Here is a 14,693-nt window from a genome sequence, read left to right as displayed (position 1 = left end):
AAAAAAAGGGGACAAGCTTGGCTATACTCCAAACTTGCCACCCTTATTATTTAGATAATTATTCCTCTGTTTTCTCTTTTACCAGAATGTTCATGAATTCCCATGTAGGAGCAATAGTAGAACCTTCGGGAACCATATAAACAAATGCAATATGTGCAATCTGTCCTACATATTCCGATAAATCAATCTCACCTACACTAATGAAACTCCAGTTTGTACCTTCGGCTCGAGTTGGGAAAATAAGCGGAGTCCAAGTGGCATTCTGTACATTGTCTTTATAATCAGTAGAAATCTTTATGCCACAATACTCTTCTACATTAGCACCATTCAGGTAATTGATAGCTTCCTCAAGGGTAATAACTGGAGCAGTTCCTTTTCTGAAGTCCAATGCTGGTGATACTAACCAGCTTTCAGCTGGGTTGTTGGTATTGTTGTAGAATGAAGAAGCTTTCCAGCCATAAGCAGCAGTATTCTGCCATACATAGCTTAATCCACCAACTAGTTTTACATCTTGCGCAACAAATCCGCCAGTGCTTCCTAACAAAGATTCATCCATATAAACACTAATTTTAGCTGTTATCCCATCGTTATCTTTAGTGAAAGTAGTAACTTGTTCTACTGCAGCAGGAGTTACTATCCATGTAGCGGCATCTTTCGTAAATTCAATAAACGCAGGTTTATCAGCACTCTTGTTGTAAACAACTGTTGCACGTTCGCCAGCCAATGCGTAAGGATACTTCTGACTCAAGTAAAGAGGTAAAATCTGATCAGGTTCAGAAATGCTTGAAGTTCCTAGCGAAGCATAAACCTCAGGTTCAACTACTGTTATTTTTGCATCATTACTAGTATATTCACTCCATACAGTACCATCAAAGCGATAAAGTCTAGAGGTGTTTGCATTTACAGTTGCACGTGTCATAGCTCTGGTTCCTGCTGCCGGCACATAATCCGTAGATATATAAATAGTAATATCACTAGCGTCTCCTGCACCATATCTGAATGCTTCGTCAATAGTGAAATAAGGCAATACAGCATCTTCTGTGATTTCTATTGAAGGCGATACCAGGTAAGTTTCCGTAGCATGATTCACACTACTTACAAAAGCTGAAGCTTTCCAGCCATAAATATCTACATTTTTCCAAACAAAAGACAAGCCATCAATATTGACATCATAAACGGTAAAACCACCTTCATCATTTACTAACGAATTAGCAGCATAAGTGTAACCTTCAATTTTAGAAGCAGCATAACTACCATAAGAATAGCTACCATTATAATAATTCAGCTTCACAGACTTATTCTTTTCTACGTTTGTAATAGTGAAAACGTCTGCATTACCAGCAGTTTCCACAGTCCAATCATATCCCTCTGCTCCAACTGTTTCAGTCACATTAAAACTATCGTAGGTTCCTGACATATAGAAGTACTGCCCAAGAACATTCTTTATATTATAACCTGCAGTAGAAGCCTCTAGTGTAATTATGAAATCAGCAGCAGCATCAGCAGCAATCACTCCATTCGTTACTACAATAGGATCAGGATACATGTATCCATAAGTTTTGCCTTCAGCCAAACGACCAAAAGGATAGTACTCACCATTAACACCAATTGTTGCAATTACATAATCACCGGCTCCACTGAACTCACTGGCTTTCACCAATTTCTTGAATGAGCCATCTTCCTGTTTGTTAAAGATACATACATCCAGATAAGGCACCTTAAGAGCTTTGAAATTTCTCAGTTCCCAGGTAGCAGCAGCAGTAGCTGTACTTGTGTATTTAAAACCGATGTTTATGGTCTGACCTTTATATTCTGAAAGATCGATAGGACCTAAATTAACATAGTTCCAGTCTTTACCAGCAGAACGAACAGGCACTGAGACTACCGGAGTCCAAGTGGGTTCTGTTGTACCAGATCCTCCACCAATACTCGGTTCTACATCAGAATAAGCGTAATTCACAACCACCATATCACCCGTTTCGGCTCCATTAACATTGCTTGTCAATAGAGAAGGTATCTTACTTACTGAAGCAGGAGAAAGGAATGAAGCTTTTACTTTATCTCCCCAAACTGTTTGGTAATCTTCCGAGGTAAGTTGATAAGTAGAAATATTGGTGAAATCAGCCAAATACCCGGATGGAGCCTGATACTGCATATAAGTTACTGTAAACTTAGAAGCAAGATCTGCATTGGGATATTTATTAGCAATAAATGCCGGAATGTACTCTTCAGCAGATGCTTCAGGAGTGAAGTACTTATTTGCACCTACAGCTTTCAAAGCATCTACGCCAGTACCCTCTTCCGGGTCTTTACTCAAAGCTATTTCCAGATTGGTAGCATCGCCCGCAATAACAGCATAGTCCGATGCGCTCAATGTCATAGCAATACTCTTCACATCAGTAACTTTGTTGTCAATATCGAATTGGTCATTATAATCATCGTTACAAGCACTCAGCAGTGCCAGCAATGTCAACGAAACAATTATATTTTTCTTCATAATTCTCATAATAATTTTGATTAAAATCTAACTCCCAAACGAATACTATAGGTACGTCCGGTATTATAAAACACATATACGTTCTCGTCGGTAGCAACTTTACCTTTCGGGTTCCATGCTTTGGAAATGTACTGATAGTTAAATAAATTATTGACATTTCCAGAAAGAGTCGCATCTAGTCCACTGAATTTAAATTTATATGATGCATTAAAGTCAAACAAGCTGGAGGAAGGAATCTTCCATGGATTGTCCAATTTATTTTCCTTATTGGCACTAAGCAAGGTTCCGTCTACAGCATAGTATGAATAGTTACGAGCATAATGAGTCCATTCAAGTCCTACACGTAAATTTTTCATAGGTATCACAGTAACTCCCACGTTAGCAGTAGTTTGAGCAGAACCTCCTACACGAACGCCTTTCATATCAATGATAGCCCAAGCATGGTCTTCTGACATCAGTTGCGTAACTTGTCCATCCTTAGTAATAGGTTGTCCTTGTTCTGTGAAGTAATATCCTTTAGCTTTGCTATCCCATTGCCAGTCGCCATAAGAGAACATTCCCGAAATTTCCACCCATGGCGTTGGAGTGAATTTTAAGTCTACTTCTACACCCATGTGACGCGCGTCTACACCAGACATATTAATATTGGCTTTTACATTATTAAATGTAGTAGAAGTGGTCATGGTCTTATCTGTCCACTTAGTGTAATAGAGGTTAAGGTTGGCAGTAAAGATTTTGCTGCGATATCCATAACCCAACTCCGCTGAGTAAACTTTTTCGTTCACAGCGTCCGGATTAGTTGTGTTATTACTGGTAGCTTGCATAAACGCGCCATAAGAAAACTTAGGAGCACGACTAATAGTACCTAAATTAAAGAATACATTATGATTATCTGTCAAGTTGTAATTGGCACCAGCTTTTGCTGTGAAACCCAGATAATTTACAGTTTCAGACTTTTCGTGTTCCTTGTCATAGTAGAAACGGTCTACACGCCAATAGCTGGTATTAGAAAGTGAACCAGATACAAAAGTAGATAACTTGTCTTTGTTATACTCCAGTTGGAAAAATCCACCTCCTTGTGCCACAAAGCCATCGTAGTCGCGATAAACCACATCACCTACACCCAATTTCTCGTATTTCCAATTAGGATCGGCAGCTGCCGCATTGTTGGCTGGATTAACCAGTTTACGGTCGGGAGAGTCCATATAATATTGACCACCAAAAAGGTCGGAGATCTCATTAGTGTGTGTACCTTTATAGTAACGAACATCTATACCACCATAAAAATCGAAATTCTCATTAAACTTGGTTGTATAAGTAGAGAGCAAGCCATACCACATGTGGTGGTTCTTTGACTTAGACATTACCATCAAAGAGCCATATTCGCTAGCGGCATTCATGTCTTCAATAGCAGCATAGTCAAATGTACCATCAGAGTTGCGGAATGTGTTTTGCAATACTCCTCTGTAAGCACCATTCCAAGCAGAATAGCCGTACTCAGAGAAGTCATTATTACCTTGACCGGATTGTCCTCCACCACGACCAATAGATAGATAAGCAGATGTAGAAAGTGAAGATTTTTCGTCAATCTGCCAAATGTGGTTCAAACTGATTTGCGGCTTGTGATAGTAATTATGAGCACTATTGTAAGCCTGACCATTCTTGCGATAACCAAAAGTTGGATTGTATTTATTATCACGAATGCCAAATACATCCTGAGTCATTTTCCAGTCTGAGATAGTTAAAGCTGCTCCGCTGGCACGTTGATCGTGTTTTTGAGGAGCGCCTGTTGCCATAAACTGTAATTGGTGCTTGTCGCTGATACGCTTAGCTACATTGATAAACCAATTGTAGCCTTCGTAGTTGGTTCCTTGTACATAACCGTCTCCCCAATTCTTAGCACCCAACAAAGTTACGGCCCATCCACTTTCGGTCAAACCTGTAGATACATTAAACTGTATTTTGTTCATACCATCGTTACCCATGGCGTAAGAAACGCTTCCGCCTTCTTTGGCCTCAATACCTTTGGTAATGATATTAACCGTACCACCTACAGAAGGAGCTGCAATCTTACTGGCACCCAAACCGCGTTGAGTCTGCATGCTGCGAGTAACATCGCTCATACCCATCCAATTGCTCCAGTAAATACCGCCCCATTCCATATCATTCACAGGTACACCATTTACCATTACAGCTACGTTTTCTTGTCCAAAGCCACGCATAGTGAGCTCAGAGTCACCGTAACCACCACCTTGTTTGTTAACGTGTACACCGGGGGTAGATTTTAATATTTCAGGAAACTCCTGTGTTCCCAGCTTCTCTGTAATAAATACAGCATCTACTGTAGACAAGGCAACCGGTGTTTTTCTTGCCACCGCGATGGAAGAGGTAATCACCACGTCGTCCAATGCATAAGCATCTACCGCCAACTTGATAACACCGAGGTCTTCTTGTCCGCTACGTGTGATCTTCTTCTTAAATTCTTTATAGCCAAGGTAAGTAATATGGATGGTAGCGCCTTGCGGTGCATTCAACGTAAAGTTACCATCGATATCGGTTACGACACCTACTGTGGTGCCAACAACAACAACTGCTGCACCAATAATAGGTTCGTCTGTTTCGGCATCAATAACTTGGCCTTTTACAGTAACCTGTGCAAATGCCGCTACTGATGTAACAGACATTAATGCAGCTAGCAGAAAATGAGTCAAACGTTTTCTCATAACTTTTCTATTCGTTAATAAATTTTGTTAAATAGATAAATAGATAATCTTAATTATTCAGGCAAATATATTAATATTCTTTCTCTTGAGCCCAAGATTCCCACCCTTTTTTTTCAACAACTATAACATTCAAACAAGAAAATGCGTTCTGTGATTTGTAAACGGGAATTTAAAAAACAAAAAATGCGTTATATTTCATTTTTGTTTCTGTTTTAAGAGAAGAAAAAACATTTTGCAGCAAGGAATATTTGTCAATTTGTCAATTTCAGAGCAATATTAAGTTGTGATTTTTACAGTCTGCTGCCATTATGATAAGAATAACAGGCAGAAATCCAGTTTCAAATACAACAGATTTTTAATCCTTCTCTCTTATTTCCCGGATGACTTTACATGGGTTTCCTACAGCTAAGACATTAGCCGGTATATCCTTATTTACCACGCTCCCTGCTCCAATAACTGAATTATCTCCAATCGTAACACCGGGAAGCACACTCACATTTGCCCCAATCCACACATTGTTGCCAACAGTTATAGGATAGGCATATTCGAGCCCTTTGTTTCGTAAATCTTTGTCTAGTGGGTGCCCTGCTGTGTAAAATCCACAATTAGGAGCGATAAACACATTATCGCCGAATGATACTTTTGCACCATCAAGGATTACACAATTGGTATTAGCAAAAAAGTTTTCTCCGATTTCGATGTTGTAACCATAATCGCAGAAGAACGGAGATATTATTGTAAATTGTCCTTTTGTTTTCCCTAACAAACGGCATAGGATACTTTCTCGTTCTTTTGTTTGAGATGGGCGTAACTGATTTAGCTCATAGGTTGTATCTGCGCAAACAGCTCTTTCATGCAATAATTCCTGATCAAAATTGGCATCATACAGCTTGCCTGCTTTTGCTTTCATTTTTTCTGTTTCCATATTAGGTCGATTTATCAATAAACAGTGGCAAGTTATAAAAATAATACTGGAAAAGTATAAATATCACACAAATCTTCTTGTAGATAGGTTGTAGAACGTTAATTCGGATTTGGAAATGTCATGAAAAAAGGTTATCTTTAGTATAGCAAAGATATACAGATAGTATATACATATAGAGGCGGGAAACTACGGGGTTTTTCGCCTCTATTTTTGTGCAAAATAGACTAAAAACGGTTACCATTTTTACCCGAAGTGGTAACCACCGACACCCAATATGGTAACCACTGCCACTCTTAGTGGTTAACACAAAGTTTAAAATGCTGCATCGGAAAATAAAATCTTTCGTACTGCCATTTCTGTGATATAACCAAAGTAAACACCACTTTTTTTATAGAAACTTAAAAGTTAATAGTCTATAAATAAATCACTCCTGGAAGTGTTGTTGAATGGTTATATAATTGTACATGTAGAATATTGAAAATGAGCAAATGTTGAAAATGGTATAATATTTCCTTTGCAACCTTTTTATTATGCAAAGAGAATTTATACCTTTGCGTGCAAATTACAATCGGGTAACCACCACAATTCTAACAATGAGCAATAAAGCACCTTTTATGGTATTCTCGGGCACAAACTCGAGATATCTTGCAGAGAAGATTTGCGCAAGTTTGGACTGTCCTCTCGGTAATATGAATGTAACACATTTTGCCGATGGCGAATTTGCCGTTTCTTACGAAGAGTCCATTCGTGGATCTCATGTTTTTCTCGTTCAATCTACCTTTCCCAACTCCGACAACTTAATGGAACTGCTACTGATGGTTGATGCCGCTAAAAGGGCTTCTGCCAAATCAATTGTAGCTGTAATCCCCTATTTCGGTTGGGCACGTCAAGATAGAAAGGACAAACCGCGTGTATCTATCGGGGCAAAACTAGTAGCCGATTTATTGTCGGTTGCCGGCATAGACCGATTGATAACGATGGATTTACATGCCGACCAGATTCAAGGTTTTTTCAACATTCCTGTAGATCACCTATATGGTTCGGCTGTGTTCTTGCCCTACATTCAGTCGCTCCAGTTGGAGGACTTGGTAATTGCAACACCCGACGTAGGCGGTTCCAAGCGAGCCAGCACCTATTCTAAGTATCTGGGTGTTCCATTGGTATTGTGCAACAAATCGCGCGTAAAAGCCAATGAGGTTGCCAGTATGCAAATTATCGGTGATGTAGAAGGTAAAAATGTAGTATTGGTAGACGATATCGTAGATACCGCAGGTACAATGGCAAAAGCAGCCAATGTAATGCTCGAAGCAGGCGCTAAGTCGGTAAGAGCCATTGCCAGCCATTGCGTCATGTCCGACCCGGCATCGCAACGTGTGCAAGATTCGGCACTTGTCGAGATTGTATTCACCGATAGCATCCCCTACTGCAAATCGTGTGTTAAAGTTAAGCAACTAAGCATAGCAGATATGTTTGCCGAAACAATCAGACGGGTGATGAACAACGAGTCGATCAGTACACAATACATTATATAATCAATGTTATAGAAAGTATAAAAGCGCGACCAGATTGTATGGTTGCGCTTTTTTTTACTATTTTTGTCTAGTTTGATATACCCCGCAGCGGGGTGGTAATAAGTAATTTGCCATGAAAAGAATAGTCCGATACATTATTATACTACTGGCTGTATTCCCTGTTACTTTATATGCTCAGCAAGAAGAATTGCCGACAGACAGTATCCGTATTACTTTCGACAACCAAGTCCGCCAATTTGGTGATTTCCTATTGGATATGACTCTCTTTGAGCCCATTGCCATTTCCCAGATGAGTTTGAGAGAGATGTTACCTCAGAGTCCGGCCAGAGATTATAGCTATCTTTTCCAAGCCGACAACAAGTTAACCCTTTCCACGCTGAGTTCGTTTAGTATAGGAGGCAGGCAGTTATCCACAACCTACAACCTGCAACAAGCCACATTCAGACTCACCGACCGAATAACATTAAGCACTTATGGGCAATACAAGTATGACGGCAGCAAAGCCGCCAATACCAACCCGCTTCCGTGGAACAGAGATAATTTCATGGGCGGCTTTGAATTAAAGTTCAATAGTGGCTTTAGCTTCCGCATGGAAATGAAAACCAACAATCATTATTTAGCCCCACCCTTTTAGCGTATGAAGAAGATACTTATTATTGGTGCCAACGGATTTACCGGACGAAGAATTTTGACTGATTTAGTTTCAAACGATTCCTACGCTCTTACCGCTGCGTCGCTTCATCAAGATATTCGTCCCACAGCAGGATACCGCTTTATGCAGACCGACATTCGGCTTGAGGAGGAAGTAAGAGTGCTCTTTAATACTGTGCAGCCTGATGTTGTCATCAACACGTCTGCCCTTTCGGTGCCCGACTATTGCGAAACACATCATGCCGAAGCTTACCACACAAATGTAACCGCCACCAAGCACTTGGCAACTTACTCCAAACTACATGGCGCACGATTGATACACCTCTCTACCGACTTTGTTTTCGATGGTAATACTAATAGGCTATACACCGAGCTCGACACCCCCAATCCGGTTAATTACTACGGTGTTACCAAGCTGCAAGGAGAAGAAGTAGTAGCCTCTGTTTGCGATAGTTACGCAATAGTTCGCGTAGTAGTTGTTTACGGTAAAGCCCTTGCCGGGCAACATGGTAATGTATTACAACTGGTAGCCAATAAGCTACGCAACAACGACCCCATTCGTGTAGTATCCGATCAGTGGCGCACACCTACCTTTGTGGGCGACATATCGGTGGGTGTGGAAAAGCTTATCCATTATCCTCAAAATGGAATCTTCCACATTTGCGGTGCAGAGTGTCTCAGCATTGCCGAAATAGCCTTCCGCGTTGCCGATTTTCTGCAACTGAACCGTTCGTTAATTCAGCCCGTTACCACTATAGAGATGCAGGAACAAACTCCCCGTCCCCGTTTTAGCGGTTTAAGTATTGAGAAAGCAAAGAAAGAGCTGAATTACTTGCCACGAACACTCGAAGAAGGAATGAAGGAAATGTTTGCAAACCATTTTTACTGATTATCGTTAAATATGTAATATAAAAACCGTAATTTTACGCTCGGAAAGATAATGCAATATAATCATGGACAAGCCCTCGTTTTTCACCTCAACCGAAAAGGAAGAACTATTTGCCTTATATAAAAAGCTGATAATATCCTCCGGAGATACCATTAGCCCCAAAGAAGTCACCAAAATTAAAAAACATCTTATCAGTGCGGTAAACAGCAAATTGCTCGTACGCAATAACTTCGGAATGAATCCCGTGATAAGAGATATGCAAACCGCTGTTGTTGTAAGCGAAGAAATGGGTGTGAAGGGGTCGTTCCTGGCAGCGATATTGTTGCACGAAATAGTAAAAAGTGGCACGCTACCCATTGAAAAAGTACGCGAGGAGTTTGGCGAAGACGCCGTAAGCATCATCAAAGGTTTGGTAAAAACAAATGAACTCTACGCCAAAAGTCCTGCCATAGAATCCGAAAACTTCCGCAACTTACTCCTATCCTTTGCCGAAGATATGCGTGTTATCCTGATCATGATTGCCGACAGGCTTAACATCATGCGCCAGATAAAGAACTCGCCCAACAACGAAGATCGCGAAAAGGTAGCCAACGAAGCAGCTTATCTGTATGCTCCTCTTGCGCATAAACTCGGCTTATATAAGGTAAAATCGGAGTTGGAAGATTTGTCACTCAAATACTTAGAGAAAGAAACCTACTATTTCATCAAAGATAAACTGAATGAAACAAAAGCATCGCGCGAGAAATACATTCAGGCGTTTATCGAACCTATTTCAAAGAAATTGAAAGAGGCGGGCTTAAAGTTCGACATCAAAGGACGAACAAAGTCCATCCACTCCATATACAACAAAATAAAGAAGCAAAAAACAGCCTTCGAAGGTATTTACGATTTATTTGCCATCCGTGTTATATTGGAGTCTCCTATCGAGAAAGAAAAGCAAGAATGCTGGCAAGCCTACTCCATTGTGACGGACATGTACCAACCCAACCCTAAACGTTTGCGCGACTGGCTCTCTATCCCTAAAAGCAATGGGTACGAGTCTTTACACATCACTGTGATGGGGCCCGAAGGTCGTTGGGTAGAGGTTCAGATACGTACACAACGCATGGACGAGATAGCCGAACGCGGAATCGCGGCACACTGGCGCTACAAAGGGGTAAAAGGAGAAAGCGGACTGGACGAATGGCTTACTGCTGTGCGCGAAGCCTTAGAACAGAACGAGAATGACTCCATGAAGGTTATGGACCAGTTCAAAATGGATTTGTACGAGGACGAGGTGTTTGTGTTTACCCCCAAAGGCGAGCTTTTTAAGCTACCCAAAGGAGCTACCGTACTGGATTTTGCTTTCTATATTCACACCAAACTGGGTAGCAAATGTATTGGCGCCAAGGTAAACGGCAAAAACGTACAACTGAAACATAAACTGAATAGTGGAGACCAAGTAGAGCTTACCACTTCAAACAATCAGTCGCCCAAACAAGATTGGCTAAATATAGTAACCACATCGCGGGCAAAAACCAAAATACGTCAGGCACTCAAAGAAATTGCCGCCAAGCAACACGCCTTTGCCAAAGAAACATTAGAGCGTAAGTTTAAGAACCGCAAAATGGAGTACGATGAAGCGGTATTGATGCGCGTGATGAAAAAACTGGGGCACAAAACGTTAACCGAATTCTATCAACGTATAGCCGATGGCACACTCGATGTAAATGATATTCTGGAAAGGTACATTCAATTACAAAAGAAAGAAAACGAAGCACACGAGGATATTGTATATCGTAGTGCCGAGGGATACAATTTACAGAATCAGTTACCCGAAACAACAGCAAAAGAAGATGTACTCGTTATAGATCAAAACCTGAAAGGGTTAGAGTTTAAGCTCGCCAAGTGTTGCAATCCCATATATGGAGACGACGTGTTCGGATTCATTACAGTTTCGGGAGGTATCAAGGTACATCGCATGGACTGTCCTAACGCCATACAAATGCGCGAACGATTTGGGTATCGCATTGTGAGAGCACGATGGGCAGGAAAGTCGCAAGGAGCACAATACCCCATTACGTTACGCGTAGTAGGCCATGATGACATCGGAATTGTAACCAACATAACATCCATTATCTCTAAAGAAAATGACACATCGTTGCGTTCTATCAGTATAAACTCCAACGACGGATTGTTCTCGGGGATGCTGACAATTATGATTGGAGACACCAGTAAACTAACGGCACTGATCAAGAAACTGAAATCGGTGAAGGGGGTTAAGCAAGTGAGCAGAAATTAAAAAACAAAAAACGATATGAATAAACCTTTTCGACTCAAAGACAGGTTGCGTAGCTTCGTCTATGCGTGGCAGGGTATTATCATTCTTATACGTAACGAACACAACGCGTGGATTCATCTGTTTGCAGTAATAACTGTTACCGCATTGGGGTTTATTTTTTCTATTACTGCTACCGAATGGATAGCCGTTATTCTCTGTTTTGGATTGGTGCTTGCCGCCGAAGCTTTCAATACTGCTATTGAGAAATTTGTTGACCATGTATCTACCGAACATCATCCCATTTTGGGTAAAGTGAAAGACCTGGCAGCCGGGGCTGTTCTGATATGTGCCATTGCTGCAGCCATTGTGGGCTTAATAATCTTTCTACCGTATATAATGTCATTTTTTGCGCTTAACCAGCCAAGTGACATCTAAATAATCTCTATCTTTACCAACACATATCACAGAACAATCAAACAACTACATAAAATGGAAAATAAGAGTCTAGTTACCATTGCCGATTTGACGAGAGAAAAGATTCTGTACATGATCGAGATGGCGAAACAGTTTGAAAAACAACCCAACCGTAAATTACTGGAAGGTAAAATCATCGCAACCCTCTTTTTCGAACCCTCTACACGTACCCGCCTCAGTTTCGAAACCGCAGCCAATAGACTTGGAGCAAAAGTTATCGGGTTCTCGGATCCTAAATCATCCAGTTCTACTAAAGGAGAAACGTTGAAGGATACCATAAAAATGGTAGAAAGCTACGCAGATGTTATTGTGATGCGTCACTACCTCGAAGGAGCGGCCCGTTATGCCAGTGAAGTGTCTACCGTTCCCATCGTCAATGCGGGCGACGGTGCCAATCAGCATCCCTCACAAACCATGCTCGACCTATACTCCATTTACAAAACACAAGGCACACTGGATAATTTGAACATTTATATGGTAGGCGATTTGAAGTACGGACGTACGGTGCACTCGTTGCTTATGGCGTTGCGGCACTTTAACCCCACGTTTCACTTCATAGCACCCGAGGAATTAAAAATGCCCGAAGAGTACAAACTCTATTGCAAAGAGCACGGCATTAAATACGAGGAGCATATAGAGTTCAATGAAGAAATCATTGCCGAAGCCGACATTATTTACATGACACGTGTGCAAAAAGAGCGCTTCACCGACCTTATGGAATACGAACGTGTGAAAAACGTCTATATCCTGCGCAATAAAATGTTAGAACACACACGTCCCAACCTACGCATCCTGCATCCGCTGCCCCGTGTAAACGAGATAGCCTACGATGTGGACGAAAGCCCCAAAGCATACTACTTTCAGCAGGCACAAAACGGTATTTACGCCCGCGAAGCTATACTGTGCGACGTACTTGGGTTGACAATGGATGATATCCTTATAAAATAAAACAACAGTTATGGGAAAGATAAATAAAGAACTACAAGTTGCCGCCTTAGAGAACGGAACAGTAATAGACCACATACCTTCGGACAAACTCTTCACCGTTGTATCACTACTCGGACTAGAGAATATGGAAAGTAACATTACCATTGGATTCAACCTGACAAGCAAAATTCTGAAGAAAAAAGGAATTATAAAGATTGCCGACAAGTTCTTTGATGACGAAGAGATAAACCGCATTGCCGTAGTAGCCCCTCATGTAAAACTGAATATCATTCGCGACTACGAAGTGGTTGAAAAGAAATACGTACAGCTATCGGATGATTTGAAAGGAATAATCAAATGTGCCAATCCTAAATGTATTACCAATAACGAGCCGATGCCCACGCTTTTTCATGTTATTGACAAAGAAACCTGCGTCATCAGATGCCATTATTGCGAGAAAGAACAAAATAGAGAAGAAATTGTTATTTTATGAAGCAAGATTGGAAACCGGGAACACTCATCTATCCCCTACCCGCCGTTATGGTAACCTGCGGCAGTAACGAAGAAGAGTATAACATTATCACCATTGCTTGGACAGGTACACTCTGCACTAATCCGCCGATGTGTTACATTTCGGTACGTCCGGAAAGACACTCGTATGGTATTATCAAGAAGAATATGGAGTTTGTAATAAACCTGACGACAGAAGACCTTGCCTACGCAACCGATTGGTGTGGTGTTCGTTCGGGCAAAGATTATAACAAGTTCAAGGAGATGAAATTAACACCCGATAAGAGTACGTTTGTAAGCGCGCCGGGTATTAAGGAAGCTCCGTTAAGTATAGAGTGTCGGGTAAAAGAGATTGTTTCGCTGGGTTCGCACGATATGTTTATAGCCGACGTGGTTAATGTGCGGGCAGACGAAAATGCAATGAACCAGGAAACCGGTAAGTTTGAACTGGCGGAAACACACCCACTGGTATATCTGCATGGTAACTACTTCGGACTTGGCGATAAAAAAGGAAAGTTCGGCTGGTCGGTAGAGAAAAAGAAAACAAAATAGAAGCAATATGAGAAGAATTGTACTAACCCTTACGATTTTGAGTTTGTTTACTGTGGTTGTGGCGCAAGAGCATCACGAAAAAGACCGTGTTACAGTAGACTTCGGAGCAAAGGCAGGGTTTAATTCTTCATTATATCTGGTGAATGACTTCAAAATCAACGATGTCACCATTAAGAATATTCAAAACAACTACCGGGTGGGTTGGTTTACTACGCTCTTCATGCGCATTAACATGCAGAAACATTACCTGCAACCCGAATTGGTATACCAAGTGAGTCGAAGTGAGATTGTTTTCGACAAGCTGGGGTCACAACATCCCGAAATTGAGCCCAACTATGCATCCATCAAAGCCACCATTCACAGTTTGGAGCTCCCCATACTATATGGATACAATATAATCAAACAAAAACCGTATGGATTATCGGTCTTTGCCGGCCCTGTAATCAAACTTCTTTGGGAACAAAACAACAAGATTAGCTTTGATAACTTTGACCAGAATGGCATTCAGGAAGAGTTGTATCCGGTCAATGCAGGATTTGTGTTGGGAACAGGCGTTCGCATTTCGCACATTTTTTTCGACTTCCGCTACGAAATCGGTTTGATGAATATTTCCAAATCGGTAACGTACGAAAAGCCCGAAGGAAGGGAAAGCGGGAACATTACATTCGACAGACGCAACAACATACTGAGCTTTTCATTAGGAATAATGTTCTAGAATGGTTCGGTATACCATTCTTTTTAGCTAATTTTGCC

At 41.1% G+C, this 14,693-nt stretch carries 12 protein-coding genes; 9 read left to right on the top strand and 3 right to left on the bottom strand.

Annotated features, from left to right (window positions below):
• Positions 1-58 precede the first annotated feature (58 nt).
• The 3 genes from D0T50_RS07880 to D0T50_RS07870 all read right to left on the bottom strand — a co-directional run bounded on the left by D0T50_RS07880 (position 59) and on the right by D0T50_RS07870 (position 6,145).
• A complete protein-coding gene (locus D0T50_RS07880) occupies positions 59-2,497 on the bottom strand; it encodes a choice-of-anchor J domain-containing protein (RefSeq protein ID WP_163222974.1) in 2,439 nt (812 codons plus the stop codon).
• A 20-nt stretch (positions 2,498-2,517) separates the two neighbouring features.
• Positions 2,518-5,220, bottom strand: a complete 2,703-nt coding sequence (locus tag D0T50_RS07875) for a TonB-dependent receptor domain-containing protein (RefSeq protein WP_163222973.1) — start codon at positions 5,218-5,220, stop codon at positions 2,518-2,520.
• A 355-nt stretch (positions 5,221-5,575) separates the two neighbouring features.
• Positions 5,576-6,145 (bottom strand): sugar O-acetyltransferase, encoded by a 570-nt coding sequence (locus D0T50_RS07870; protein WP_163222972.1) that lies wholly within the window; start codon positions 6,143-6,145, stop codon positions 5,576-5,578.
• A gap of 593 nt (positions 6,146-6,738) precedes the next feature.
• Between D0T50_RS07870 and D0T50_RS07865 the strand changes: the two genes are divergently transcribed.
• The 9 genes from D0T50_RS07865 to D0T50_RS07825 all read left to right on the top strand — a co-directional run bounded on the left by D0T50_RS07865 (position 6,739) and on the right by D0T50_RS07825 (position 14,655).
• Positions 6,739-7,677 carry a ribose-phosphate pyrophosphokinase gene (locus D0T50_RS07865; protein WP_163222992.1) on the top strand — a complete coding sequence of 313 codons (939 nt, stop codon included), beginning with the start codon at positions 6,739-6,741 and terminating at the stop codon, positions 7,675-7,677.
• Between the two features lie 112 nt (positions 7,678-7,789).
• Positions 7,790-8,311: a hypothetical protein gene (locus D0T50_RS07860; RefSeq protein WP_163222971.1), complete on the top strand. Its 522-nt coding sequence runs from the start codon at positions 7,790-7,792 to the stop codon at positions 8,309-8,311.
• 3 nt (positions 8,312-8,314) lie between these two features.
• A complete protein-coding gene (locus D0T50_RS07855; protein WP_163222970.1) occupies positions 8,315-9,217 on the top strand; it encodes an SDR family oxidoreductase in 903 nt (300 codons plus the stop codon).
• Between the two features lie 64 nt (positions 9,218-9,281).
• The gene (locus tag D0T50_RS07850) at positions 9,282-11,498 is read left to right on the top strand and encodes a bifunctional (p)ppGpp synthetase/guanosine-3',5'-bis(diphosphate) 3'-pyrophosphohydrolase (protein ID WP_163222969.1); all 2,217 of its coding nucleotides are present in this window, start codon (positions 9,282-9,284) and stop codon (positions 11,496-11,498) included.
• A 15-nt stretch (positions 11,499-11,513) separates the two neighbouring features.
• Positions 11,514-11,912, top strand: coding sequence for a diacylglycerol kinase family protein (locus D0T50_RS07845; RefSeq protein WP_163222968.1), 399 nt, complete (start codon positions 11,514-11,516; stop codon positions 11,910-11,912).
• 54 nt (positions 11,913-11,966) lie between these two features.
• On the top strand, positions 11,967-12,899 hold the full coding sequence (pyrB, locus tag D0T50_RS07840) for an aspartate carbamoyltransferase (protein WP_163222967.1): 933 nt from the start codon (positions 11,967-11,969) through the stop codon (positions 12,897-12,899).
• Positions 12,900-12,909: 10 nt separating this feature from the next.
• Positions 12,910-13,371, top strand: a complete 462-nt coding sequence (gene pyrI, locus D0T50_RS07835; RefSeq protein WP_163222966.1) for an aspartate carbamoyltransferase regulatory subunit — start codon at positions 12,910-12,912, stop codon at positions 13,369-13,371.
• On the top strand, positions 13,368-13,940 hold the full coding sequence (locus D0T50_RS07830) for a flavin reductase family protein (protein ID WP_163222965.1): 573 nt from the start codon (positions 13,368-13,370) through the stop codon (positions 13,938-13,940). Before pyrI ends, D0T50_RS07830 begins: the two co-directional genes overlap by 4 nt.
• A gap of 7 nt (positions 13,941-13,947) precedes the next feature.
• The gene (locus D0T50_RS07825; RefSeq protein WP_163222964.1) at positions 13,948-14,655 is read left to right on the top strand and encodes a porin family protein; all 708 of its coding nucleotides are present in this window, start codon (positions 13,948-13,950) and stop codon (positions 14,653-14,655) included.
• Positions 14,656-14,693 lie beyond the last annotated feature (38 nt).

The organism is Bacteroides sp. 214, assembly GCF_010501015.1.
Lineage (GTDB): Bacteria > Bacteroidota > Bacteroidia > Bacteroidales > Bacteroidaceae > Bacteroides.
Note: the sequence above shows the minus strand (reverse complement) of the source record. Positions and strands in the feature narration are given on the sequence as shown.